At 67.2% G+C, this 24,281-nt stretch carries 26 protein-coding genes, 1 tRNA gene and 1 rRNA gene; 21 read left to right on the top strand and 7 right to left on the bottom strand.

Annotated features, from left to right (window positions below):
• Nucleotides 1-175 precede the first annotated feature (175 nt).
• The 3 genes from rrf to FY251_RS17150 all read left to right on the top strand — a co-directional run bounded on the left by rrf (nt 176) and on the right by FY251_RS17150 (nt 1,932).
• Nucleotides 176-297: ribosomal RNA gene (rrf, locus tag FY251_RS17160) — 5S ribosomal RNA — on the top strand.
• Between the two features lie 175 nt (nt 298-472).
• Nucleotides 473-549 (top strand) — tRNA-Cys (locus FY251_RS17155).
• A gap of 528 nt (nt 550-1,077) precedes the next feature.
• Nucleotides 1,078-1,932 carry a hypothetical protein gene (locus tag FY251_RS17150; protein ID WP_148416268.1) on the top strand — a complete coding sequence of 285 codons (855 nt, stop codon included), beginning with the start codon at nt 1,078-1,080 and terminating at the stop codon, nt 1,930-1,932.
• Between the two features lie 12 nt (nt 1,933-1,944).
• Here the strand turns inward: FY251_RS17150 and FY251_RS17145 are convergent, their stop codons facing one another.
• The 3 genes from FY251_RS17145 to FY251_RS17135 all read right to left on the bottom strand — a co-directional run bounded on the left by FY251_RS17145 (nt 1,945) and on the right by FY251_RS17135 (nt 5,545).
• Complete coding sequence (locus tag FY251_RS17145; RefSeq protein WP_148416267.1) at nt 1,945-2,172, bottom strand: hypothetical protein; 228 nt, start codon at nt 2,170-2,172, stop codon at nt 1,945-1,947.
• A 49-nt stretch (nt 2,173-2,221) separates the two neighbouring features.
• Nucleotides 2,222-4,804, bottom strand: coding sequence for a heavy metal translocating P-type ATPase (locus FY251_RS17140; RefSeq protein ID WP_148416266.1), 2,583 nt, complete (start codon nt 4,802-4,804; stop codon nt 2,222-2,224).
• Nucleotides 4,805-4,945: 141 nt separating this feature from the next.
• Nucleotides 4,946-5,545 carry an AsnC family transcriptional regulator gene (locus FY251_RS17135; protein WP_148416265.1) on the bottom strand — a complete coding sequence of 200 codons (600 nt, stop codon included), beginning with the start codon at nt 5,543-5,545 and terminating at the stop codon, nt 4,946-4,948.
• Between the two features lie 131 nt (nt 5,546-5,676).
• Here FY251_RS17135 and FY251_RS17130 point away from each other — a divergent pair, with 131 nt between their 5' ends.
• The 7 genes from FY251_RS17130 (at nt 5,677) to FY251_RS17100 (ending at nt 10,519) form a co-directional block, all read left to right on the top strand.
• Nucleotides 5,677-5,874: a heavy-metal-associated domain-containing protein gene (locus FY251_RS17130; RefSeq protein ID WP_089777043.1), complete on the top strand. Its 198-nt coding sequence runs from the start codon at nt 5,677-5,679 to the stop codon at nt 5,872-5,874.
• 136 nt (nt 5,875-6,010) lie between these two features.
• The gene (locus tag FY251_RS17125) at nt 6,011-6,193 is read left to right on the top strand and encodes a hypothetical protein (RefSeq protein ID WP_148416264.1); all 183 of its coding nucleotides are present in this window, start codon (nt 6,011-6,013) and stop codon (nt 6,191-6,193) included.
• Nucleotides 6,194-6,304: 111 nt separating this feature from the next.
• Nucleotides 6,305-6,664 (top strand): hypothetical protein, encoded by a 360-nt coding sequence (locus FY251_RS17120; protein WP_089777041.1) that lies wholly within the window; start codon nt 6,305-6,307, stop codon nt 6,662-6,664.
• Between the two features lie 94 nt (nt 6,665-6,758).
• Nucleotides 6,759-7,295, top strand: a complete 537-nt coding sequence (locus FY251_RS17115) for a DoxX family membrane protein (RefSeq protein ID WP_148416263.1) — start codon at nt 6,759-6,761, stop codon at nt 7,293-7,295.
• A 229-nt stretch (nt 7,296-7,524) separates the two neighbouring features.
• On the top strand, nt 7,525-8,526 hold the full coding sequence (locus FY251_RS17110) for an FAD-dependent oxidoreductase (RefSeq protein WP_148416262.1): 1,002 nt from the start codon (nt 7,525-7,527) through the stop codon (nt 8,524-8,526).
• Nucleotides 8,523-9,638, top strand: a complete 1,116-nt coding sequence (locus FY251_RS17105) for an iron ABC transporter permease (RefSeq protein WP_148416261.1) — start codon at nt 8,523-8,525, stop codon at nt 9,636-9,638. The genes FY251_RS17110 and FY251_RS17105 overlap by 4 nt, the downstream gene beginning before the upstream one ends.
• Nucleotides 9,638-10,519, top strand: a complete 882-nt coding sequence (locus FY251_RS17100; protein ID WP_187367431.1) for an ABC transporter ATP-binding protein — start codon at nt 9,638-9,640, stop codon at nt 10,517-10,519. Before FY251_RS17105 ends, FY251_RS17100 begins: the two co-directional genes overlap by 1 nt.
• 48 nt (nt 10,520-10,567) lie before the next feature.
• Here the strand turns inward: FY251_RS17100 and FY251_RS17095 are convergent, their stop codons facing one another.
• From FY251_RS17095 to FY251_RS17085, 3 genes are all read right to left on the bottom strand, one after another.
• Nucleotides 10,568-11,041, bottom strand: coding sequence for a peptidylprolyl isomerase (locus FY251_RS17095; RefSeq protein WP_148416259.1), 474 nt, complete (start codon nt 11,039-11,041; stop codon nt 10,568-10,570).
• A gap of 63 nt (nt 11,042-11,104) precedes the next feature.
• Nucleotides 11,105-11,869, bottom strand: coding sequence for a ferredoxin Fer (gene fer / locus FY251_RS17090; RefSeq protein WP_148416258.1), 765 nt, complete (start codon nt 11,867-11,869; stop codon nt 11,105-11,107).
• A gap of 156 nt (nt 11,870-12,025) precedes the next feature.
• Complete coding sequence (locus tag FY251_RS17085) at nt 12,026-13,006, bottom strand: hypothetical protein (RefSeq protein WP_148416257.1); 981 nt, start codon at nt 13,004-13,006, stop codon at nt 12,026-12,028.
• 506 nt (nt 13,007-13,512) lie between these two features.
• Between FY251_RS17085 and FY251_RS17080 the strand changes: the two genes are divergently transcribed.
• Together FY251_RS17080 and FY251_RS17075 are read left to right on the top strand one after the other, a co-directional pair.
• Nucleotides 13,513-13,803 (top strand): winged helix-turn-helix domain-containing protein, encoded by a 291-nt coding sequence (locus FY251_RS17080; protein ID WP_148416272.1) that lies wholly within the window; start codon nt 13,513-13,515, stop codon nt 13,801-13,803.
• A gap of 150 nt (nt 13,804-13,953) precedes the next feature.
• Nucleotides 13,954-14,187 carry a hypothetical protein gene (locus tag FY251_RS17075; protein WP_148416256.1) on the top strand — a complete coding sequence of 78 codons (234 nt, stop codon included), beginning with the start codon at nt 13,954-13,956 and terminating at the stop codon, nt 14,185-14,187.
• 342 nt (nt 14,188-14,529) lie between these two features.
• Here the strand turns inward: FY251_RS17075 and FY251_RS17070 are convergent, their stop codons facing one another.
• Nucleotides 14,530-15,069: an Lrp/AsnC family transcriptional regulator gene (locus FY251_RS17070; protein WP_089777031.1), complete on the bottom strand. Its 540-nt coding sequence runs from the start codon at nt 15,067-15,069 to the stop codon at nt 14,530-14,532.
• A 192-nt stretch (nt 15,070-15,261) separates the two neighbouring features.
• Between FY251_RS17070 and FY251_RS17065 the strand changes: the two genes are divergently transcribed.
• The 9 genes from FY251_RS17065 to FY251_RS17025 all read left to right on the top strand — a co-directional run bounded on the left by FY251_RS17065 (nt 15,262) and on the right by FY251_RS17025 (nt 24,281).
• Nucleotides 15,262-15,744, top strand: a complete 483-nt coding sequence (locus tag FY251_RS17065) for a hypothetical protein (RefSeq protein ID WP_148416255.1) — start codon at nt 15,262-15,264, stop codon at nt 15,742-15,744.
• Between the two features lie 304 nt (nt 15,745-16,048).
• On the top strand, nt 16,049-17,734 hold the full coding sequence (locus FY251_RS17060) for an ABC transporter substrate-binding protein (RefSeq protein WP_148416254.1): 1,686 nt from the start codon (nt 16,049-16,051) through the stop codon (nt 17,732-17,734).
• A gap of 53 nt (nt 17,735-17,787) precedes the next feature.
• Nucleotides 17,788-18,807, top strand: a complete 1,020-nt coding sequence (locus FY251_RS17055) for an ABC transporter permease (protein WP_148416253.1) — start codon at nt 17,788-17,790, stop codon at nt 18,805-18,807.
• A gap of 2 nt (nt 18,808-18,809) precedes the next feature.
• On the top strand, nt 18,810-19,715 hold the full coding sequence (locus FY251_RS17050) for an ABC transporter permease (protein WP_148416252.1): 906 nt from the start codon (nt 18,810-18,812) through the stop codon (nt 19,713-19,715).
• A gap of 1 nt (nt 19,716) precedes the next feature.
• Entirely contained in the window at nt 19,717-20,844 is a 1,128-nt protein-coding gene (locus FY251_RS17045; protein WP_148416251.1) for an ABC transporter ATP-binding protein, read from the top strand.
• Complete coding sequence (locus tag FY251_RS17040) at nt 20,841-21,905, top strand: ABC transporter ATP-binding protein (protein ID WP_148416250.1); 1,065 nt, start codon at nt 20,841-20,843, stop codon at nt 21,903-21,905. Before FY251_RS17045 ends, FY251_RS17040 begins: the two co-directional genes overlap by 4 nt.
• Nucleotides 21,902-22,264 carry a hypothetical protein gene (locus FY251_RS17035; RefSeq protein WP_148416249.1) on the top strand — a complete coding sequence of 121 codons (363 nt, stop codon included), beginning with the start codon at nt 21,902-21,904 and terminating at the stop codon, nt 22,262-22,264. Before FY251_RS17040 ends, FY251_RS17035 begins: the two co-directional genes overlap by 4 nt.
• Complete coding sequence (locus FY251_RS17030) at nt 22,261-23,343, top strand: DUF917 family protein (RefSeq protein WP_148416248.1); 1,083 nt, start codon at nt 22,261-22,263, stop codon at nt 23,341-23,343. Before FY251_RS17035 ends, FY251_RS17030 begins: the two co-directional genes overlap by 4 nt.
• 8 nt (nt 23,344-23,351) lie before the next feature.
• On the top strand, nt 23,352-24,281 hold the full coding sequence (locus tag FY251_RS17025; RefSeq protein ID WP_148416247.1) for a DUF1177 domain-containing protein: 930 nt from the start codon (nt 23,352-23,354) through the stop codon (nt 24,279-24,281).

Genomic DNA, 24,281 nt, shown 5'->3' with positions numbered 1-24,281 from the left:
GTGTACGCAACGAGGCAACGAGTTGTTAAGCCCGCGAGCACTAACAGTCCAAGCCACATTCATACGCACTGAGACCCGAGAACGGGTCCAGGCGCAAACTGGATTGCACGTATACATTGGTACGACGACCCGACCGATATTGGTATGACAGCGGTTCGATTCCGCTGATCGGCATTAAGGCGGCCAGAGCGGTGAGGTTCCACCCGTACCCATCCCGAACACGGAAGTTAAGCTCACCTGCGTTCTGGTCAGTACTGGAGTGAGCGATCCTCTGGGAAATCCAGTTCGCCGCCCCCCACTCATACAGAGCCCACTGGACTTCGGTCCAGTGGGCTTTTTTCATTTACAGCGAGCGGAGCGCCGCTCGCATGCACACACTCAGAGCGACCGCGTCGAGTCGAGACACCGAAAACGCCCGACTCAGGTCGCACACCGTCAGGCTTAAGCACAAGACAGGGATACCAGTAACTGCGCCAAGGTGGCAGAGTTCGGCCCAACGCATCCGCCTGCAGAGCGGAACCCCCGCCGGTTCAAATCCGGCCCTTGGCTTTTCGTTTCGGATGTTGCTCCCGTGAGCGCGCGTCCCGGAATCGAATCAGCGAGTGGCGACGCTATCGCACGACTGTGCTTCGAGTGCGTCCGGCGCGGTCTTCCGCGCTCGAACCGGCTTCGGGGAGCGAAACCGTAGTCTCCACGGATCGCACGTTCACCGTCCCGAGAGTCATCGTTGCCGGCGGCCGTGGTCGTCACCGAGCGCCGCCGCTCGTTCGTGGGTCCGTTCTGCGACCGTGCGCGCGCCGAGGAAGCCGAATTGATCGGGGACGAGTTCCAACTGTTACGTGACGCGGCCACCCCCGCGCGTCGCTCATCACGATGCGGTACTGTCGCGCGACTGGTCAGTAACTCGCAGTACGTCCGTTGGGTCGACAGATTCAAGCCGTCTCGACGCTCCGGGACCGCGACCGCTCGCCCGCCCCGCCGTATTGAGGGTGAGCGTCGTCGCCGGCGGTCGCGCGACGCGGTGACACGCTCCGAGGAAAAGTAATCGTTATACGCCGCGTGGCCCATGCCGAAACCATGCAACGACGCGCCGCGGTCATCTCCGTCGTGTTCTTCCTGGTCATCGGTGCCGGTGCATACTCGCTCATCGCGACTGCATCGACGCCGTCGGTCAGTTTCGAGAACCCCGAGTACTCGCTGGCACAGGGAGACGAGTTCTCCGTCCCCGGTAGCGACCAGGCGTACACGGTATCGTCGATAACCGAAGAAGAGGAATCGGGCGGCCACGGTGGCGGCACCACGCTGGTCCGTTCCGGCGAGCTCACGTACGTGAACGATTCGGCCCGTTACACGGAGACGTGGGACAACGAGAGCACCGTCACGCTCGACGACACGGACTACCGTGTCGAGATCGCCAACGTCTCCGAGCCCAGCGAGGCGACGCTGGTCGAACTGTACAACGAGACGGCGATCCTGCAGTCGGACTCGAACGCCGACAACCAGACCGTCACCCGTGACGGCGAGCGCTACGTCGTCATCAACGACTCGACGCTCGTCTCGGTCGACGAGTACTTCCCGGAAAACGAGACGCGAACCGTCGCCGAGGGCGACTCCTTCGACTACAACAACCAGTCTGTCACCGTCGCCGCCGTCGAGACTTCCGGCGCGACCGTCGAGTGGTTCGCCCCCGAGGAGAACACCGTCACTGTCGACAACGAGGCGAACCTGACTCTCTCCGGACAGCAGTACCTCGCGTACTTCCCGGACGGCGAGACGCTCGTCCTGACGCAGAACTACGACAGCTATCAGACTCAGCTGTCCGAAATCGAGCACTTCCACGAGACGGAAAACGGCCTCTGGGGTGTCACCATCGTCTCGTTCACCACTATCGTCCTCCTCATCGGCATGGCGTTCCTCCCGTCGCGGTACTGAACGCCGCGTCGGTCACCGTTTTTTGCGCGCGCTGCCCGCGTCGAGCCGCGCGACTCCCATTCCGATGGCGATAGCTGACAGCGACCCGAGTATCTGGAACGCCGCGATCGCGACGACCGAATCGCTGGCGGCGTAGCGCCACGGGGCCCCCACGAGCGTTCCGACCCCGACGAGGACGAGGAACGCGCCGACGGCGGCCATGAGCCACGGCTCCGTCCACGCGGACAGTCGATGCGTCATCACCGGGAAGAATCGCGGCGCGAGGAGAAAAGCGAAGACGGCGGACCGACTACCGGCGGAGGAAGTCGAGGAAGTGGTAGTCGTGGTCCGGCGTGTAGGCCCGGAACAGGAGGCTGTTCGTGAGGACGGACACAGACGACAGCGCCATCGCGCCCGCGGCGAACACCGGCTGGAGGAGGCCGAGCGACGCGAGCGGAATCATCGCGGTGTTGTAGCCGAGCGCCCAGAACAGGTTCTGTTTGATTTTGGCGAGCGTCCCCGCGGAGATGCGGATGGCTTTCACCACGTCGAGCGGGTCGTCGCGCATGAGCGTCACGTCGGCGGCCTCGATAGCCACGTCGGTGCCGGAGCCGAGCGCGGTGCCGACGTACGCGGCGGCGAGGGCGGGCGCGTCGTTGACGCCGTCGCCGACCATCATGACTCTCGTCCCGTCGGCCTGCAGGGACTCGACGGCGTCGGCCTTGTCCTCGGGGAGGACGCCGGCGCTGACGTTGTCGGGGTCGATGCCGACCTGCTCGGCGACGGCGCGGGCGGTGCGCTCGTTGTCGCCGGTAATCATGTGGACGGTCACGTCGCGGTCGCGGAGCGCGGCGACGGCGTCGGCGGCAGACTCCTTGATCTCGTCCGCGTCGGCGACGACGCCCGCGAGGTCGCCGTCGACCGCGACGAGCATCGCGGTCTTGCCCTCGCGTTCGAGGTCGCGGAGCGCGTCCTCGGCCGGCGCGGGGTCGACGCCCGCGTCCGAGAGGAGTTTGCGGTTGCCGACGAGGACGGGCTTCCCGTCGACGGTCGCGCGAATCCCGTGGCCGGGGACGTTCTCGAAGTCGTCCGGCTCCGCGAGGTCGAGGCCGCGGTCTTCCGCGCCGGCAACGATGGCGCGGGCCAGCGGGTGTTCGCTGTTGCGCTCGGCCGAGGCGGCGTAGCGGAGCACGGCGTCCTCGTCGAGCGTCTCGTCGGCTGCGGTGACGACGCCGGAGCCGTCGGCGGCGGGGCCGACGGCGACCACGTCGGTCAGCGTCATCTCGCCTTTGGTGAGCGTGCCGGTCTTGTCGAAGACGACCGTCTCGACGTCCTTGACGCGTTCGAGCACGTCACCGCCCTTGAACAGGACGCCGTTTTGCGCGCCGATTGCGGTTCCGACCATCGTCGCGGCCGGGGTCGCGAGGCCGAGCGCGCAGGGGCAGGCGATGAGCACGGCCGACGCGAAGACGACGACGGCGAACTCGAACGTCGAGACCGCGCCGCCCGCGGCGACGGGGCCGCCGGCGACGAGTCCCCAAAGCGGGAGCGACCGGATGAAGCCGGAAAGCGCCTCGGGGAAGAGGAACCAGACGACGCCCCACAGGAGGGCGTTGGCGATGACCGCGGGCACGAAGTACGCCGAGATGCGGTCGGCGAGGTTCTGAATCTCGGGCTGGCGGCCCTGCGCCTCCTTGACGAGCGAGACGATCTGCTGGATGGCCGTCTCGGAGCCGACCTTGGTCGCTTCGACCACGAGGACGCCGTTTTGGTTCACCGTCGAGCCGACGACCTCGTCGCCTTCGGCCTTCGAGACGGGGACGGACTCGCCGGTGACCATCGACTCGTCGACCGCGGAGTCGCCGTCGACGACGACGCCGTCGGTCGGAATCTTCTCGCCGGGACGGACCTTCATGCGGTCGCCGACCGCGACCTCGTCGCGGGGGACCTCGCGTTCGGTCCCGTCGTCGTCGACGAGCGTCGCGGTGTCGGCTTCGAGTTCGAGGAGGGTCCGGAGCGCCTCCGAGGCCTGTCCCTTCGAGCGCGCTTCGAGGTAGTTCCCGAGGGTGATGAACACCAAGATGAGCGCTGCGGTGTCGAAGTAGAGACTACCGGCGAGGAGACCGCCGAGGACGGCAATCGAGTAGACGTACGCCGTGGACGACCCCATGGCGATGAGCACGTCCATGTTGGCGGTGCGGTTCCGGACGAGCGCCGTGTAGGAGTTCTCGTAGAACTCGCGGCCGAGGAAGACCTGCACCGGCGTGGCGAACGCGAAGCCGACCCAGCCGACCGGGACGCCGGTGCCGGGAATCGTCTCGGGGAGGCCGCCGCCGAACAGTTCGACCGCGAGCATCGCCAAAAGCGGGAGCGACAGCGCCGCGCCGAACAGCGTCAGGCGCTTCTGTCGGCGAATCTCCTCGTTGCGGGCGGCGTCGCGGGCGTCCTCTGCGTCTCCCTCGTCGTCGCCGTCCTCGCGGACGGGCGTGTAGCCGGCGTCCTCGACCGCCCGATACATGTCGTCGAGGCTCGCGTCGGCGGGGTTGTAGGTGACGTGCGCCTCGTCGGTGGCGAAGTTGACCTCGGCGTCGACGACGCCCGGTACCGACTCCAAGGACTTCCGGTTGGCGTCGGCGCAGTTCGCACAGCTCATCCCGGTGATGCCGATGGTCCGGCTCTCCGAGAGCGCCTCGTAGCCGGCGTCCTCGATGGCGTCGTATAGCTCGCCGAGCGGTACCTCCTCGGGGTCGTACTCCACGGAACCCTCGTCGGTGGCGAAGTTGACGTTGGCGCTCGTCACGCCGTCGAGCGCCTCCAACGCCTCGCCGACGGTGCGCGAGCAGTTCGCGCAACTCATCCCGCGGATGTCTAAGTGGGCCGTTCGGCTACTCATGTCGTCTGTACGTACGCACCCCTCTCTTACCTCGGTTTCCCCTTCAGAACCGAGCGCCCGTGAGGGGCGGAACTTTGGATTCGAAACCGCCGATTCCGACGCTCAGCCACCGACCGCGGCACCCACCCGCCGTCACCCCGGTCAGTCGTCGTTCGCGCCGGCTTCGAGGCGGTCGTATCGGTCTTCGAACCGGCCGAGGCAGGACGAACAGCAGAAGTGGTAGAGCGTCCCGCCGATGCGGGCGCTCTCGCCCTCGCTCGTCACCGTGTTGCCGCACTCGGCGCATTCGAGGGCGAATCCGGTCCCGTTGACCGTCGGCGTCCACTCGGCGGACTCCACGAGGCTCACTTCGTAGTCGCGGACCCGTGAGAGGTCCACGAGGTCGTCCAACTGGGCGCGGACGGATCCTCCGTCGAGTCGGGCGTGGGCGGTCACTTCCCCGTCGGCCGCGACGAACAGGTGTTGGACCGGGTCGGCCTCGCGGAGGGCGTCGCGGACCTCGTCGACGAACTCCGGGCGGACGGTGAGTCTGACGAGGACGGGCGTCCCGCCCGAGAGCGTCGACTGGTCGAGGTCGACGGTGAAGCGGCGGATGATGCCCTCCTCGCTGAGGCGGTCGATGCGGTCGGAGACCGCCGGCGCGGAGAGCCCGACTTCGGCGGAGATGTCGCTGAACGGTCGGCGGGCGTCTTCGGCGAGGAGTTCGAGGATGTGGAGGTCGGTTTCGTCGAGCGCGCGCATGGTCACGTTTGGCACTGCGATGTCATAGGTGTTCCCCGCGTTCGGCTTTTGATTCGAAAGCCGACACCGGTGGTTCGGCGAACCGACGAAAGGGAAATCCACTAAATCGAGAAGCCCCTACCTCGAACCGCATGCCGACAACCCTCACCGTCACCGGGATGACCTGCGAACACTGCGAACAGCGCGTCGCCGACGCCCTCGCCGGCGTCGACGGCGTCGAGGACGCGACCGCCGACCGCGAGGCGGAGCGCGCGACCGTCGAAGGCGACGCCGACGCCGACGCCCTCGTCGCGGCCGTCGAAGACGCGGGCTACGACGCGAGCGCCTGACCCCGAGGCGACGACGGGCCGGGCCCCGCGAGCAGGCTCGAAGGATGAAGACTCGAAGCATCGGACGGCGCGACCGATAAGTCGGTTCGACGCGCCGACCTGAACGGTTTTAGCCGGCGACCCGCTACGCTCGACCATGCACGCGCGGTCGTGGGCGACCGTCCTGTTCGCGCTCGCCATCGGGCTCCTCCTCGCGCTCGGCGTCGTTCGACTCGCCGCCGGCGATATCGGGGACTTCGCGCGAAACGCCGGTATCGCCGCCCTACTAACCGTTTTCGCCGTCGCGCTGGTCAGAGACTGGGAGTCGACCGCGGAGTGAGACGGCGGTTGGCGAGGCGGAGTTGTGCCGGTTTCCGCGGCGACCTGTCATTCGGCTGTCTTTCACTTCGGCTGTAGGCGGTTACAAGAGGCCGCGGCCCGAATCCAGTCTGTGTCTCCCCCGAGCGACGACGACTTTCGCACGCACTCCCCCACCGCTCCGATAGACGACACGCCGACCGTCTCGTGTTCGCGCTGCGGCGAGGAGTGGGACCTCTCCTACGAACTCGACGAGCTACAGTTAGGGAACCAGTCGGTCGAGCAGTTCGCGCTCGACCACCGCCGGCACACCGGCCACTTCCCGGACGACGTTTCGCCGTGGGTCGTCAGCTGTCGGCGGTGTCCCGACGGCGAGCAGTTCCTCTCCGAGGCCAGCGCCCGCCGGTGGGCCCGCACGCACGCCCGCCACACGCGACACGAGGTGTCGATGGACCACGCGGACGACGACGGGGTCGTCATCACGCCCGAGTGACCGCGCCGCCGATTCCCAGATTCCGAGGACTCGAAAATCGGTCCGGGTTTATACCCTCCCGGCGCCCCACGCTTCACATGTGAGGTGACGGACGATGGCCGCAACCGGCGAAATCGAGATGCTGGGGAACCGGATGGAGTTCGACTACGCCGAGGGCGTCACCGGCTACGTGCTCGTGTTCGCCCGGCTCGTCACGGGGTACTGGTTCCTCCACGCGGGGGTGACGAAGTACCTCGCCGCCGAGCCGTTTAACGCGGGCGGCTGGCTCGTCAACGGCACCACCGGCGCGCCCGGTCCGGTCCACGCGTTCCTCGCGTGGGTCGGCCAGACGCCGGTGATGCTCGAATTCACGAACTTCGTGGTCCCGCTGGGTGAGACGCTCATCGGGTTCGCGCTCGTCACCGGGGCCGCGGTCCGCCTCGCCGCCGCCGGGGGGACGTTCCTCATGACGTTCTTCTACCTCGGCAACGCCGAGTGGGGTCACGGGCTGGTCAACGGCGACCTGCTGGGACTCGTGATGTTCCTCGTCGTCGGCGCGCTCGCCGCGGGCCGCGTCCTCGGCCTCGACGCGTACCTCGAAGAGATGGAGTTCGTCCGCCGTCGGCCCGCGCTCAAGTACCTCCTCGGCTGAGGGGGACGCCCCGGCCCCGTTCGCCGCCGTTTCTCTCGGCCGGTATCGTCGAATATTCGCGTTCGTGAGCCTCTCTCCGGGGTATTTCGAAGCGTGTCGGTACGTTTAGGAGTCCCTAAAATCCGAAAGTGGTTTATTGTATTAGGGACGCCTAAAACGTATGAACGAAGACGGAGTCGACTTCGACCACGCGTTTCGACGGGCCGTTCTCACGGGGGCGGTCTGAGCCGTGACCGCCCGAGGCACCGACTCCGACTCCGACCTCGACTCGGCGGACGTGGTCGTCGTCGGCGGGGGTCCCACCGGATGCGCCGCGGCCGTCTTCACCGCGCGGTACGGCCTCGACACCGTCGTTTTCGACCGGGGCAACGCGGCCTTGCGTCGGTGTGCCTACCTCGAAAACTACCTCGGCTTCCCCGCCGGTATCGGCGTGGACACCTTCACCGCGCTCGTGCACGAACACCTCGCCGAGGTCGGCGCTGACTACGTCGCGGACATGGTCGTCTCGGTCGAGCGACCGGGCGACGAGAGTGAGGTCACGGACGCGAGCGAGACCGAGTCGGACGCGGACGACGCCGACGCCCCCCGCTTCGTCGTCCGCACGCAGGAGGGTCGCCGGGTCGAGGCCGACTACGTCGTCGCCGCCGCGTGGTACGACGGCGACTACCTCCGCGGCCTCGACGACGACGACGCGATGTTCGAGGAACACGACCACCACGGCGAGGTCCACGAGCACTTCGATTCCGATTACGCCGACGGCGACGGGCGGACCCCCGTCGAGGGACTGTACGTCGCCGCGCCCTCGGGCGACCGGAACGCGCAGGTCGGCATCGCCGCCGGACAGGGCGGTCACGTCGCCCGGTGTCTCATCGAGGACCGCCGTCGCGAGCGGGGCTTCCCGGGCGACCTCGCGCGCCACTACGACTGGCTCCGCGCCGACACCGAGTTCCACGGCGAGTGGGGCGACCGCGACCGCTGGCGCGAGTGGTTCGAAAGCGAGGTTCCCGACGACGCCGATGTCGACGACGAGCGCCTCGCCGACCTCCGCGAATCCTACATCGACCGGGCGTTCGACACCCGTCGGACCGACCGCGAAGTCGAGGCCGCGGAGTCCCGCGGTATCCGGCGGCTCGTCGAGACAATCGGCACCGAACGCGTCCTCGACGCGCTCCCCGACGAGGCGCTCGCTGACTACCTCGACGGGCGCGAACTCGGAGGTGTCGAGCAGTGAGCGGGACGACGCCGACAGAGCGCTCGTCCGAGTCGGCGCTGACCCGGCTGTTCGGCTGGATCGACGGCTCGCTCCTATCGCTTTGTCTCGCCAGCCTCGTCGTCGTCGTGGCCGGCGGCCTCGTGCAGGTCAGTTTCGGCGCGTTCTCGATGACCATCGGCGAGGCGTGGCGCGCCGTCTTCGACCCCGCGGTCATCTTCGACCCGCAGGTCTGGCGGGTGTTCCTCCTCGGTGGCGAACTCCCCGAACTCGGCCGACAGACGCTCATCGTCTGGAACATCCGACTGCCGCGGGTGTTCGTCGCCGTCCTCGTCGGCGCGAACCTCGCTATCTCCGGCGCTATCTTTCAGGCGGTCACCCGGAACGAACTGGCCAGTCCCTTCATCCTCGGCGTCTCGTCGGGGGCCGGACTGCTCATCCTCCTCACGCTCGTCGTCTTCTCGGGGCTCGCGGCGTACCTCCCGCTTCTGGCGGCGCTCGGCGGGATGTTCGCGTTCGTCCTCGTCTACCTCATCGCGTGGAAGAACGGCACCTCGCCGGTCAGGCTCGTCCTCGCGGGCGTCATCGTCGGCACCGTCTTCCAGAGCCTCCAGACGGGGCTTTTCTTCTTCGTCGACGACATCGGCGTCGTCCAGTCGGCCATCGCGTGGACGACCGGCTCGCTCACCGGCACCGACTGGGAGCAGGTCCGCATGGCCCTCCCGTGGTCGATTATCGCCGTCACCCTCGCGCTCGCGAGCTCTCGGCAGCTCAACGTCCTGCTCCTCGGCGAGCAGACCGCCCGCTCGCTCGGGATGTCCATCGAGAAGGTGCGGTTCGCCCTCTCGGGCGTCGCGGTCCTCGCGGCCGCGGCGAGCATCGCCGTCGCCGGCATCGTCGGCTTCGTCGGTCTCGTCGTCCCGCACCTCGTTCGGAACGTGGTCGGCAGCGATTACAAGCGTCTCGTCGTCGGCTGTCTGTTCGCCGGCCCGGCGCTGATGGTCGCCGCCGACGTGGGCGCGCGCCTCGCGCTCAACCCGGTTCAGCTTCCGGTCGGGGTCGTCACGGGCCTCGTCGGCGGGCCGTACTTCCTCTATCTCATGCGCAAACAGCAGAACATCGGTGAAGTGTGATGTCGAACCAGCAATCAGAGAACCCCCGACAGATGGCACAACACGGCGAAACGGCCGCTGACGACAGCGGAAACGCGAGCGTCGAAGGCGAGACCGACCGCGAGAGCGCGGTCACCGGCGACGCGCTCGAACTCTCGTACCCGACGAGCGAGGGCCCGGTCGTCGAGTGCGACCGCATCGACATCCCGCGCGGCGAAATCACGGCGCTCGTCGGGCCGAACGGCTCCGGCAAGAGCACGCTCCTGAAGTCGCTCGCCAAACAGCTCACTCCCGACAGCGGGAGCGTCTACCTCGACGGGAAGTCCATCAGCGAGTACGACGACAAGGCGTTCGCCCGCGAGTTGGGGATGCTCTCCCAGCAGCACGACTCGCCCACGTCGCTCACCGTCGAGGACCTCGTCTACCACGGCCGGTACCCCCACCGGAGCTTCTTCGAGCAGGTCAGCGACGCCGACCACGAGGCGGTCGAGCGCGCCATCGACCTCGCGGGCGTCGAGCACATCCGCGACAAGCAGATCGGTAACCTCTCGGGCGGACAGAGCCAGCTCGCGTGGATCGCCATGGTGCTCGCACAGGACACCGATGTCCTCCTCCTCGACGAGCCGACGACCTATCTCGACTTGCACCACCAGCTCCGCGTGCTGGAGACCGTCCGCCAACTCAACGAGGAACGCGGCGTGACGGTCGCGGTCGTCCTCCACGACATCGCGCAGGCCGCGCGGTTCGCCGACTACCTCGTCGCCATGCAGGACGGCGAACTGTACGACTGGGGCCCGCCGCGAGAGGTCGTCACCGAGGAGCTCCTCGCCGACGTGTTCCGCGTCGAGGCCGCGGTCAACTACACGCCCGACCCCGAAATCGTCCCGAAGCACTCGCTGTAGCGGGTCGAAGATCCGTCTCCACCTCGCCGTGCCATTCCGTCCGAACCCCTACTGGACGGCGACGATTTCGATGTCGAAGACGAGCGTCTTCCCCGCGAGTTCGTGGTTGAAGTCGACTTCGACCGCGTCGTCGCGGACGGCGGTAACGTCGCCGTGCAGGCCGTTTTCCGCGTGGACGTGCAGGCCGACCTCGGGCTCGTCGCCGACCATCCCCGCGAACGTCTCGGGGTCGTAGGTTCGGATTCGGTCGGGGTCGAACTCGCCGTAGGCGTCTTCCGGCGGGACGGTCACGGTCGCCTCCTCGCCGGCCGACATCCCGACGACGGCCTCGTCGAGCCCCGGAATAATCTGGCCCGCGCCGACGACGAACGTCTGGGGGGCGTAGTCGTCGCGGTCCTTCTCCTGGGCCTCGAACAGGCCGTGTTCGACCGCCACCTCGTACCGCGAGGTGTTGAAGACGGTCCCGTCTTCGAAGCGTCCGACGTACGCGAGCGCGACGCGGTCTCCCGACTCGATTGCCATAGCGGGGGTCGGCGGAGGACGCGCATAAAAGTCGTCATCGAGGCATCCAACCGGGGGTTCGCGTCAGTCCCCCGGACTCATCTTCCGGGCGTGTTGCGGGGGGAGTCGGAGCTCGTCGAGTCCGGGGAGGTGTTCGATGTTGTAGACGACCCGCAGGTCGTCGGTCACCGGGAGGCTGATACACGACAGCCGGACGCCCTGCTCCAGCATCTCCTCGGAGAGGATGTGGTTCGAGGGCATCTTCACCTCGCCGTCGACGACCGCCACCGCGCAGTTCGCGCAGGCCCCGCCGCGGCAGGCGAAGGGCCAGCTGTGGCCGGCGTCCTCGGCCGCTTTCAGGAGGTTGGTCCGCGGCTCGACGAACACCTCGCCGTAGGCGTCGCCGTCGAGGCCGCTCTCGGCGGCCTTCTCGAACAGGTCGTCGTCGGTGAGCGACCAGCCGCGGTCGGTGAGCACGTCGTAATCGAGGAACTCGACCCGCGCCTCGCGCCGGTCGGGTTCGGGCTCCGAGTCGGCGTCGACGCCAGCGCCCTCGCCGCCGGTCCCGTTTTCGGCGTGGCCGTTCCGGGCGGCACCGGCGTCGTGCCGTCCGTTTCGGGTCGCACCCTCGTCGGTCGGGCGTCGGCCGTCCGTCTCGACGGGTTCGAGTTCGTCGCCGGGCTCGTAGCCGCCCCGAATCGCCTCGTAGGCCGTCCGAACCGCCTGAAATTCCTCCGCCGACCCGCCGTGGTCCGGGTGGGCCGACTTCACCCGTCGACGGTACGCGTCGACGAGTTCGTCCTCGTCTGCGTCCGGGTCGATGTCGAGCGTCTCGAACGGGGAGTCCACATCGGGGCTAGTAGGAACTCGCGAGCATAAATCCACGGCCACCGGCCGTCTCGTCGTGGTTTACTCCTCGAACCGTGGTGCGACCACGCCGGCCGACCGCGGCCGCGAGCCGCGGCAGCGCCGGTCGCCTCGGCGCGAGCGCGGGACGAACGCGAGTCAGTCGGCGGTGCGCTCGTGGATGGGGACGCTCGCCAGTCCGACCGCGTTCGACGTCGCGGAGACCGAAAGCGTCGCGTGCCAGCCCCCCTCGGTCGGCGTGACGTGCAGGGAGACGGGCTTCCACGACGACGCCCGGCGGTAGAGTTCGACGACGACCGGCAGCACCGGGAGCCGGCCCTCGCGCGCCGAGAGGGCGTAGCCTTCGAGGGTCAGTTCCGTGGCCCTCGTCGTCGCGTCCGGGCCGGGTCGCCACGGCGAGCAGGTGTACGATTCCACGAGGTCGAGCCGTTCCATCTCCGCCAGCGTCGCCGCCAGCGCCGTCGTCGAGTCGGGTTGCGATGCGAGGTGAGAGGCGGCGCGTTCGAGCACGTCAGCCTGCTCGGCCGACCCGAGATGGACGTGGAGCGCGGTCGCCATGCTCTCCAACAGGCGCAGACAGAGGTCGTCCGCGCTGGCCATCGTCTCCGCGAGGTCGAAGTACGCGTCCATCACCGCGGTCTCGACCGCCCGGTGGCCGGCGTCCACGAGCGCCTCGAACACCGCCGCCGCGACCCGGTGACAGAACTCGACCCGCTCGGCGCGATCGCCGCCGTCGGCGCACTCCGCGCGGCCGTCCGCGTCGGGTCCGAGGTCGCGGGGCGGTTTCGGGAGTCCGGGCGTCGCCCCGGCGGTCGCCCACCCCTCTGCGGTCGCGCCCGTGTTCGCACTCGCGCTCGCGCCGCCGAACCCCGGACGCTCCTCGTGCTCCGAGACGATCAGGTCGTAGTACGGGACGTTCGGGTCGTACCGCCGGAGGGCGGAGCGATATCTCCTCGCCGCGCGCGCGGCGGCCTCCGCGGTCGTGCGGTCCTCGAACCGGAGGCCGTCCACCGGAACGGGGCGTTCGCCGGTCCGTCCGCAGACGAGTTCGTAGCTCCCGTCGTCGCTCGCAAGCGATTCGATGTGGGTCCGAATCTGGGTGAGTGTCGTGCCGACCATGATGTGTCAGTGCGTCGGTTCGCGGGCCGTCGCCGACGCCGCGGTCCGTTCGTCGCTCGCTCGACACATTGTTTAGGCTCACCTAAAATATATCGGTTCGAGCGGTCGGTCGGGAACGGTTCGGGCCGTTCGCCGCGGCGTCCGGTTCCGCACCGCGACCCGGCGCGCCCCGTTTCGAGAGGCCGCCCGCGACGCGACCGCTCTCAGCCGTCTGCCCGCGCTAACGCGCCCGAGTCGTTCGTTTTCGGTTCGAATTTGGGTCTAATTTGTGCCCCTCTCGGGGGCAACTCTGCGTCGAGTTCGGCGAATCGTTATCCGCGGGAACGCGACTAGATTAGGTAGACGATGCAACTCACGGACTGTGGGACGAACACGCTCGCGGCCGACCGGAAGACGACCGAGGCGGTCGAGCGACCATGACGAACTACAGCGGGGGCAAGCAGGCGCTGCGGCAGACGGCGACAGATACACGTCACGAACACCGACACGGCGGCCCCGGAACCCAGATGCGGCAGCTGTTGTGGTGGCTCGTCGGCGGGACCCGCGGCGGGAAAAACCGCCTCAGAATCATTCGCGCACTGCACGAGCGGCCGCTGAACACGAATCAGCTCTCGAACGAACTCGACCTGAACTACAAGACCGTCCAGCACCACCTGGAGATGCTCACGGACAACGGCGTCCTCACCACGAGCGGTGAGGAGTACGGCAAACTGTTCTTCCTGACGCCCAAGATGGACGACAACCTCGACCTCTTAGACGACATCGCAGAGCGAACCGCGTTCGACGATGGCGACTGAGGCGACGCCGCGCGGTATCTCCGGCCTCACTTCGCCTCGAACTCCTTTCCCGCCCGCGGCGCGAACTCGGTGAGAGTTGTGCCTCATCTGGCCCCGAATTGGCCGTAAGTTCGGAAATCGAATTTCACCTCGCGGCCCGCACCCCGAACTATGAGTTCCGATAGTGCACCCTCCAAGCGGGACCGACTCGAACAGTACCTCTCGACGCGCGCCTCGGAGGGCGCGTTCTACTTCAAGAGCAGACACATCACCGACGAGGTCGGACTGTCTTCGAAGGAAATCGGGTCGCTCGTCGAGTTGCTCCAGCGCGAGGCGGAGACGCTCCATATCTCGCGGTGGGGGTACGCCCGCAGCACCTCGTGGTACGTCGAGCCCGCCGACTGAGTCGCGAAGGCGCTTGACTGACGGCGTCGCAAAAGAATGTTGGTGGGGTTTCGGCCCGAAGTGGCAGGGCAGCCGGGTCCGAGGCGGCGCGCAAGTCCGGGTCGACGGGGAGACGGGGAACGCGGCGGCCGACGACCGACCGAGCGACCGAGGGGCGGTGCTCGGTGGACGCGGCGCGCCGCCGACGGGGTCCGTCACAGAGAGGGGAGTTCTGTTCCCCGTCTTCAAATGAGCTACCGGTGAAATAGCGCTTTTCCGAACTTCGGGACAACACCGACCGAACTCCGGCCGAACTCCGTTCGGATTACACCCAATTCTCGCTCGCGGCGACCCGCGACTCGGTCACGACGCGTCGTCGGCGTCTTCGCCCGGCCTGTAGAACGTCCGGTGGAACATCTTGTAGGAGTCGGTGATGGGGACGATGGTGTAGGTGTCGACCACGTCGCTGTCTTGGAGGAGTTCGCGGACGTAGCTGTTGATGCTGCTCAGGGAGGACTGCCAGACGCGAATCAGCAGGTCGTACTCGCCGATGCACTCGGCGACTTCGTACACCAGCCCCTCGTCGAGGAGCCGCTCGATGAACGCCGTTATCTCGTCGTTCGTGGAGTGGCTGTCGTAGGAGATATGGACCTCGGCGTAGGGGTAGTTGGCCGCCCGAAAGACCAACAGCGCGAAGATTTCGAGAATGCCGTCTTCTTGGAGCATCTTCCGTCGCCGCCGCGCGGCCGTCCGAGAGAGCCCGACGCGGTCGGCCAACTCCGTGTCCGAGATACGCCCGTCTTTGTTCAGCTCGCGGAAGATGCGGACGTCCTTTTTGTCCATCCGGTCTTCGAGAAGCTCGACAACGCGCGGGTCCTCCATCCACTCCTGCGAATCGGGCATTGCTAGTCTCACGGTTATACCGCTTAGCTTCATATATATGAATGTTTCCTCGGAATCTCCGAATTGGATACAGAATGTGAACGAATCGTTTACTCGCGTCGCGGCGGCGGACGACCGAAATCGCAGGCCGTCGGTGGAACGCGCGTTCCGGCCCCCAAACACTTTTACTCCGCGTTCACGGAGGGTGACGACATGGTTCGCGGAAAAATCAATCGAACGAACAAGGCCCTCGCGGATTGGGCCGACATCCTCACTGAAATCGACGAGGTCTCGGCGGAACTCGAAGATTCCGGCTGGGAGACGCTCGTCCTTCACCCCGGAGACGTTTCCACGACGGACGCGGCGGCGGCCGCCGACTCCGGATTCCGGCTTCTCGTTCCGGATTCCGAACTCGAAGCGCTCGAATCGACCGTTTCGGAGGCTGATGCGTCGTTCGACCGGTTCGAGGTCTACCGCGCCCGCGACACGAACGTTCGCATCTTCGTCGTCGTCGTGAAATCCGAGGAAACGATGGAAGCGGTCCTCTACCCCGTGTTTTACGACTCGGACACCGACCGCTCGTTCGTCGAAACGCTCCGGACCGAATCCGAGATTCACACGACGGTGAGCGACCTCGGAAACAGTCGCCGCTGTTCGTTCCGACACACCGAACCCGACCTGTTTCTCTCCCAGTAACTGCCCGCGGGGTCGCTGATTCCGTCTCGTCCTCGACCGCACTCGCCCGCGACGTTCTCGTGATTGACGCGCCGACTTTGTCCACTACTCTCACGATTAGCTGTGTATATCTAACATCTATCGGGAGAAACAAGACAGAATAGGCTTCTATATCTGCCTAAGTGATAGATTCGCCCATATCCGTGGGTTCTCGGTTCTCTCTATAATTATTGCAAGTACAAAATTAGATGAATCAACTTCTTTTATAGACAATATGTTTAATCACTAGGAAAGCTTTATACGAATGGGGTATCCACAAACCTCCATGCCAACCGGCAACATAGAGCGCAGAAAACTGCTGAAACTCATCGGTGCGGGCGCGACGAGCGTCGCGCTCGCGGGCTGTCAGGGGACCCAGCAGACCGAGACGAGCGACGGGAGTTCCGGGAGCGACTCGACCCCGACCGAACAGACGAGCGACGGCGGAAGCGGTGGCGGCGGCAACGACTTCCACTTCATCGCCGGACAGGTGTTCGGAACGCTCGACCCCGCAGAGCAGGTCGACTACACGCAGGGGCTCGCGGCGCAGAACCTCTACGACGAACTCATCACGGTCGACGCCGAGACGCTCCAGCCGACGGCCCACATCGCCGAGAGCTGGGACACCGAAGACGAGGGTCAGACCTGGGTGTTCACGATTCGCGACGACGTGACGTTCTCCGACGGCACGCCGCTGACCGCCGACGACGTGGCCTACTCGCTCACGCGGATGCTGGAACTCCAGCGCGGTTACTCGTCGTTCTGGCTCGACTACCTCGACCCCTCGAACATCTCCGTCCGCGACGAGCGGACCGTCGCCTTCGAGTTCAATCAGGCGTACGGGCCGGCGCTGGCGACGTTCGTCCAGTTCTACATCGTCAACAGCGCCGTCGTCCAGGAGAACGAACAGGACGGCGACTACGGTAACGCCTACCTCCAGAGCAACTCCGCCGGGTCGGGCGCGTACGTCCTCGACGACTGGGAGCAGGGGAACTCCATCGAGGCGTCGGCCTACGAGGACTACTGGAAGGGCTGGGGCGAGGACAGCTTCGATACGTTCCGCTCGACGGTCATCACCGAGGAGTCCACCATCAAGACGACGATGCAACAGGGCGAAGGCGACATGACCGACCAGTACATGGGCACGCAGGCGTACGCCGAGATGGACTCGTACTCCAACGTCCGCGTCCCCGAGGTGCCGCAACTGCAGTTGTTCCACTTCCCGCTGAACTGCCGGAAGGCACCGACCGACGACATCAACGTCCGGAAGGCCATCGCCTACGCCTTCGACTACGACAGCGCCGTCAACGACATCATCGGCGGCGGCGGCGTCGCGGCCGGGCCGGTCCCCCGCGAGATGGCGGGCCACAATGACGACCTCGTCCCGATGGAACAGGACCTCGACAAGGCCAAGGAGTTCCTCGACAAGGCGGACTACTCCGTCGAGGAAATCAACGAAATCGGCCTCGAACACGTCGTCGTCGCCGGCACCGAACTCCAGCGCCAGATGGGGCTTCTCAACCAGGCCGGGCTGAACGAACTCGGCATCGACCTCGAAATCAACCCCCTGCAGTGGGCCCGCCTCACCGACCGCGCGACGAGCGCCGAGTCGACCGCTCACATGACGAACATCTTCCACACGGCGAAGATGCCGTCGCCGGACAGCCACACCTACCTGATGTACCACCCCTCCTCGTTCGGGTCGTACATCTCCCAGTCGTGGTACTCCACCGACGAAATCGCGGCCACCCTCGAAGAGGCGCGCCAGACCTCCGACCTCCAGAGCCGGCTGGAGAAGTACGAGGAGGCGCAGGCGCTCATCGTCGAGGGCATGCCCAGCGTCTACATCGCCAACCCGCCGTACCGCATCGGCATCAACGAGAACGTCGAGGGCTGGCAGTACCGCGGCGTGATGTCGTTCGACTGGGACGTCCACTCGATGACTCGGAGCGGCGAGGGTCGCGCGGAGTAACCGTCACGGGCGGTTCCTGACGCCCCGATTCGGGCCGTCTTTCCAACTCACCAATGTCATACGTAGATTACCTCGTTCGGCGCGCAATCCACTCGGTCCCCGTCATCTTCGGGCTGTCAGTGCTCATCTTCCTGATATCCCGCGTGATTCCGGGCGACCCCGTTCGGTTGGCGCTCGGACCGGAAGCAACTGACCAGCAAGTCGCGACGCTCCGCGCCGAGATGGGCCTCGACCAGCCGCTGCCGATGCAGTACGTCGACTGGCTCGTCGGCGTCGTGCAGGGCGACTGGGGGATGTCGCTGCGGACGAACAACAACGTCTTTTCGGACATCGTCGCTCGCCTGCCCGCGACGCTCGAACTGACCGTCGTCACGCTGTTTTGCGCCGTCCTGTTGGCGATACCGTTCGGCGTCGTCGCCGGCACGAACAAGGACCGCTGGCAGGACCACCTCTCGCGGATTACCGCCCTGTTCGGCGTGTCGATGCCGCGGTTTTGGGTCGCTATCGTCCTCCAAATCGTCTTCGTCGTCAGCCTCGGACTGTTGCCCCTCTCGGGGCGACTCAGCGACGGCGTCGCTCCCCCGCCGGCGGTCACGCGCCTGTATCTGGTCGACAGCCTCATCGCCGGCCAGTTCGGGACGTTCCTCGACGCGGCCACGCACCTCCTGTTGCCGACGGTCGCGCTCGGCCTCGCCACGCTGGCGCAGGTGATGCGGCTCATCCGCTCGGACATGATCGACGAACAGCGCAAGGACTACGTCCTCGCTGCCCGGGCCTACGGCCTTCCGAACACGCTCATCGAATACAAGTACATGCTCCAAAACGCCTTTACGAGTTCACTCACGGTGGTCGGTCTCGCGTTCGGCTTCCTCCTCGGGAACGCGTTCCTCGTGGAGATCGTCTTCGCGTGGCCGGGGATGGCGCGCTACGGCGTCCAGGCCATCCTCTATCAGGACTTCAACGCCATCGTCGGCGTCACCATCGTGGTCGGTATCGGCTTCGTGACCGCCAACTTCGTGGTCGACCTGCTGTACGGCTACCTCGACCCGCGGGTGCGGCTGGAGGAGGGATAGCCGTGTCCACGAAGACCTCAATCCCGTTTCTCGACACCGAGAGCGCCGCCCGGAAAGAGCGGATTCGACAGCTCAAACGCGGCTTTCGGACCTTCGCGGGCAACAAGCTCTCGCTCGTCGGACTGGCGATGATTCTGACGCTCGTCGCCGCGGCGCTCCTCGCGCCGTACCTCGCGCCGTTCCCCGAACACGCCGGCGCGGGCGTCTACTTCGACCAGGCGAGCGAGCCGCCGAGCGCGACCCACCTGATGGGAACCGACACGACCGGCCGCGACATCTTCAGCCGCGTCCTGTTCGGGGCGCGCCTGTCGCTCCTGATGAGCGGTATCGTCCTCTCTATCGCCATCTCCATCGGCGTGACCCTCGGCCTCATCGCGGGCTACCTCGGCGGCACGACGAACACCGTCATCATGCGGGTGACGGACATCTTCCTCGCCATCCCGCCCACGCTCCTCGCCATGGCGGTGGTCGCCGCGACCGGCGCGTCGCTGTTCAACGTCATGGTCGCCATCGCCTTCTCGTGGTGGTCGTGGTACGCCCGCCTCGTGCAGGGCGAAGTGCTCTCGATAAAGGAAGACGAGTTCATCGAGTCGAGCCGGGCGCTCGGGTCGGGGTGGGTGCGGACGACGTTCAAGGAGATTCTCCCGAACGTCGTCAGCCCCATCACGGTCAAGGCGACCCTCGACATGGGCTTCGTCATCCTCGTCGGCGCGGGCCTGTCGTTCCTCGGCCTCGGCGCGCAACCGCCGACGCCGACGTGGGGCGCGATGATCGCGCAGGGCCGCAACTACGTCACGAGCTTCTGGTGGATCGCCGTGTTCCCCGGACTGGCGATTTCCTTCGCCGTCCTCGGGTTCAACTTCATCGGCGACGGCCTGCGCGACGTGCTCGACGTGGAGGTGGACTGAGATGGGTGAGCCCATCTTGGAGGTGAAGAACCTCCACGTCCACTTCGAGACCCACGACGGGACGGCCGAAGTGATAAACGGCATCGACTTCGCCATCGACCGCGGCGAGACCGCGGCGCTCGTCGGCGAGACGGGCTGTGGCAAGAGCGTCACCGTGAAGTCCATCATGGGGCTGCTCCCCTCGGCGACCATCCCCGAGGGCGAGATTCGCTACAAGGGCGAGGACGTGCTCTCGCTTTCCGACGCCGAGCGCCACTCGCGGCGCGGCAAGGAGATGAGCATGATAATGCAGGACCCGATGACGAGCCTCAACCCCGTCCTGACGGTCGGCGAGCAGATGATGGACGTGCTGAAGTGGCAGGGGCGGCCGCGGCTGTCGCTGTCGAAGCTCGTCCGCGACGCGCTGTCGACCGGTTCGAAGGCCGAACACCGGAAGCGGGCCATCGAGATGCTCGGCGAGGTCGAAATCTCGGCCCCCGAGCGCGTCTTCGAGAGCTACCCGGTCGAACTCTCCGGGGGGATGCGCCAGCGCGTCCTCATCGCCATCGCGCTCCTGTCGGAGCCGGACCTGCTCATCGCCGACGAGCCGGGCACGGCCCTCGACGTGACGACCGAGGCGAAGGTGCTCGACCTCCTCGACGAACTCGTCGAGGAGCGCGACACGAGCGTCCTCTACATCACCCACGACCTCGGCGTCGCCCGCGAGGTCAGCGACCGCATCAACGTGATGTACGCGGGCGAAATCGTCGAGCAAGCGCCGACCGCCGACCTGTTTGCGAACCCCCAGCACCCCTACACCCGCGGGCTGTTGGAGAGCATCCCGACGCTGTCGACCGGCATCGGCGACGGCATCGAAGGGCACCTGCCCGACTACACGGACCCGCCGGTCGGCTGTCGGTTCGTCGAGCGCTGTCCGCACGCGGAGCCGGCCTGTTACGACGCGTACCCGTACCCGCGACAGACCGGCTCCGACCACGCGACCGCGTGCCACCTGTTCGACGGCCCGCCGGCCCGCGAGCGCCACGAACCGCTCGCCGCCGACCCGGTCGACATCGGCACCGCGCCGTGGCTGGCCGGCGGCGGCGACGCCTCCGGCGACATCTCCGCCGACGGAGGGACGGACCAATGAACGACTCAGCGTACACGACCGAACCGACGGCGGCGGCACAGCGCGACCGGGACCTCGACGACCCGATGGTCACGGTCGAGAACCTCAAGAAACACTTCCCGCTGTTCGAGGGTATCCTCCAGAAGCAGGCGGGGGAGGTCCGCGCCGTCGACGGCGTGAGCTTCTCCATCGCGGAGGGCGAGACGTTCGGCCTCGTCGGCGAGTCCGGCTCCGGCAAGACGACGACCGGCCGGTCGATGCTCCGCCTGACGGAGCCGACGAGCGGGCGGGTCGAAATCGACGGCCGGAACGTCGTCGACCTCTCCGACGGCGAGCTCAAGCGGTTCCGCCGGAACATGCAGATCGTCCACCAGGACCCGTCGTCGAGCCTCAACCCCCGCCACCGCGTCAAGTCGATCATCGAGGCACCCCTGAAGATTCACGACTACGGCGACTCCGAGGCCCGGCTCGAACGGGTCGAGGAACTCCTGGACATGGTGGACCTCCCGCGGGAGTTCATGTACCGCTACCCCGGCCAGCTCTCGGGCGGCCAGAAACAGCGCGTCGGCATCGCCCGCGCCGTGGCGCTCAACCCGAAGTTCGTCGTCCTCGACGAGCCGACGAGCGCGCTCGACGTGAGCGTGCAGGCCCGCATCATCAACATCCTCGAAGAGATACAGGCGGAGTTCGGCATCACCTACCTGTTTATCACGCACGACCTCTCGCTCCTGAAGAACGTCGCCGACCGCATCGGCGTCATGTACCTCGGGCGGCTCGTGGAGGTCGGCGACGTGGACTCGGTGTTCGGGTCGCCCCAACACCCCTACAGCCGGGCGCTCCTCTCCGCCATCTCGACCATCAGCGAGGAGGACGAACTGGCGAAACCCGACCGAATCACGCTCGACGGCGAGGTGCCGGACCCGAGAGAAAAGCCCAGCGGCTGTGCGTTCCGGTCGCGCTGCGCCCACGAGTTCGACGCCTGCGCGGTCGAGGAACCCGAACTGTACGACCGCGGGCCGGACCAGGTCGCGCGGTGTTTCCTCCACGACGACCGGTTCGAGGAGGGCGCGGAGTGGGAATGACCGGGGAGCGCACAGACCGTCTCGCCGCCCTCCGGCGGGCGCGACGGAACCGCCCGTGGACCGACGAACTGCTCCGGTCGTGCGCGTCGGACCCGGCGGCGTTCAAGGCCGCCCAGCCGGCGTGTTCGGCCTGCGACCGGCCGTGCCGCGACGACGAGGTCTGCGCCACGGCGGTGGCGAAATCGGACGGGCTGTTCGAATCGATGGGCCGCGACCAGACGTACCACCTGCTCGCGGCGGGCATGAAGCGACTTCGGGCGCGGGGGACCGCGACGCTTCGCAACGCCGACAGACGGCGGCCGAACGCCTTCCTCAGCGCGACGGCCGACGACGCAGACACCCCCGAGGCACCCCAATGACGACAGACGACACGCGGACGATAACGGCGGAATGGGTCGAAGACATCGCGGTCGGCGGCGCGGTCCTCGGCGGCGGGGGCGGCGGCTCGCTGGCGAAGGGCATCGAGTTCGGCGAACTCGCCGTCGAGTACGGCCGGCCGACAATCGTCTCGGTCGCCGACCTCGACCCGACGGACGTGGTGCTGACCGTCAGCGGCGTGGGCGCGCCCGCCGCGACGGAGAGCCACGTCGACCCCGCGGACTACGTGCGCGCGGTCGAACTACTGGTGGACAGACTCGCGGCCGACGGGACGACCGTCGGCGCGCTGATGACGAACGAGATGGGCGGGTTCGCCACCGTCAACGGCCTGCTCCAGTCGGCCGTGACCGGCCTCCCGCTCGTCGATGCCGCCTGCAACGGGCGGGCGCACCCGACCGGGCCGATGGGCTCTATCGGGCTCTCGCAGGACGCCGAGTCGGTGCAGGCGGCGGTCGGCGGCGTGCCGGGCACCGCGGCCCGATTGGAGACGGTCGTCGAGGCGGAACTCGGCACGGCCGCGTCGCTCGTGCGACACGCGGCCGAAGACGCCGGCGGCCTCGTCGCCGTCGCTCGAAATCCCGTTCCCGCGAGCTACGCCGAGGCGCACGCGGCGCTCGACACGTACGACCGGGCCGAGGCGGTCGGTCGCGCGGTCAGACTCGCGGACGACGGCCGCGACGCCGCGGACCGCGTCGCCGACGTGCTCGGCGGCGAGGTCTCGCTCGTCGGTCCCGTCGAGTCGTTCGCGCTCGAAACGACCGGCGGCTTCGACGTGGGCGAGGTCGAAATCGAGGGGCGCGAACTCACCTTCTGGAACGAGTACATGACGCTCGACCTCGACGGCGAGCGCCTCGCGACGTTCCCGGACCTCATCACGACGCTCGACGCCGAGACGGGGATGCCCGTCTCGACGGCGGAACTCGCGGAGGGGCGGTCGGTCGCGGTCGTCGTCGCGCCCGCGGCGAACCTCTCTCTGGGCGCGGGGATGGCCGACCCGGCGCTCTTCGACCCGGTGGAACAGGCGGTCGGAAAAGCGGTCAAATCACACGTATTCAACTAACGACACTCATGTTCGACAAGATTCAACAAGCCTACGACATCCTCAGCCGTCCCGACGCGGACGGCGAACTGGTACGCGACGCGCTCGAAACGTACGGTCTCGACACCGAGGTCACGACCATCTCGACCGACGAGGGCTCGACCGACTTCGTCAAGACGGTCGTCCCCGGGACCGACCCGGACGCGCCGACGCTCGGCGTCGTCGGTCGACTCGGCGGCGTCGCCGCGCGGCCGGCCGAACTCGGCCCGGTCTCCGACGCCGACGGGGCCATCGTCGCCCTCGCGGTCGCGCTCCACCTCGGCGAGATGCGCGCCCGCGGCGACCTCCTCGCCGGCGACGTTCGCATCGCCACGCACGTCTGTCCCGACGCGCCGACCTCCCCCCACGACCCGGTGCCCTTCATGGGCAGTCCGGTCGATACGAGCACCATGAACGAACACGAGGTGGACGAGGAGATGGACGCCGTCGTCTCCGTCGACGCCACGAAGGGCAACCGCGTCCACTGCGAGCGCGGCTTCGCCATCACGCCCACGGTCAAGGAGGGGTGGGTGCTGAAGGTGAGCGACAGCCTCCTCGACATCCAAGAGCGGGCGACGGGCCGCCCGCCGAGCACGCTCACGCTCACGATGCAGGACATCACTCCCTACGGCAACGACGTCCACCACATCAACAGCATCCTCCAGCCGGCGACGGCGACCGACGCGCCCGTCGTGGGCGTGGCGACGACGAGCGTCTCTGCGGTCCCCGGTTGCGGGACCGGCGCGAACTACCTCACCGACCTGCTCGACGCGACCGGGTTCGTCGTCGAGACGGCCAAGGACTTCACCCGCGGCCGCGCGTCGTTCTACGACGACGCCGAGTACGACCGCCTCACGTCGCTGTACGGTTCGATGGGCCGCCTCCAGACGCTCGGCGAGGGCGAGGGAGAGGGCGTCTGA

This window comes from Haloferax sp. KTX1 (assembly GCF_902410085.1).
Classification (GTDB): domain Archaea; phylum Halobacteriota; class Halobacteria; order Halobacteriales; family Haloferacaceae; genus Haloferax; species Haloferax massiliensis.
This window is presented reverse-complemented; position numbering and strand designations above follow the sequence as displayed.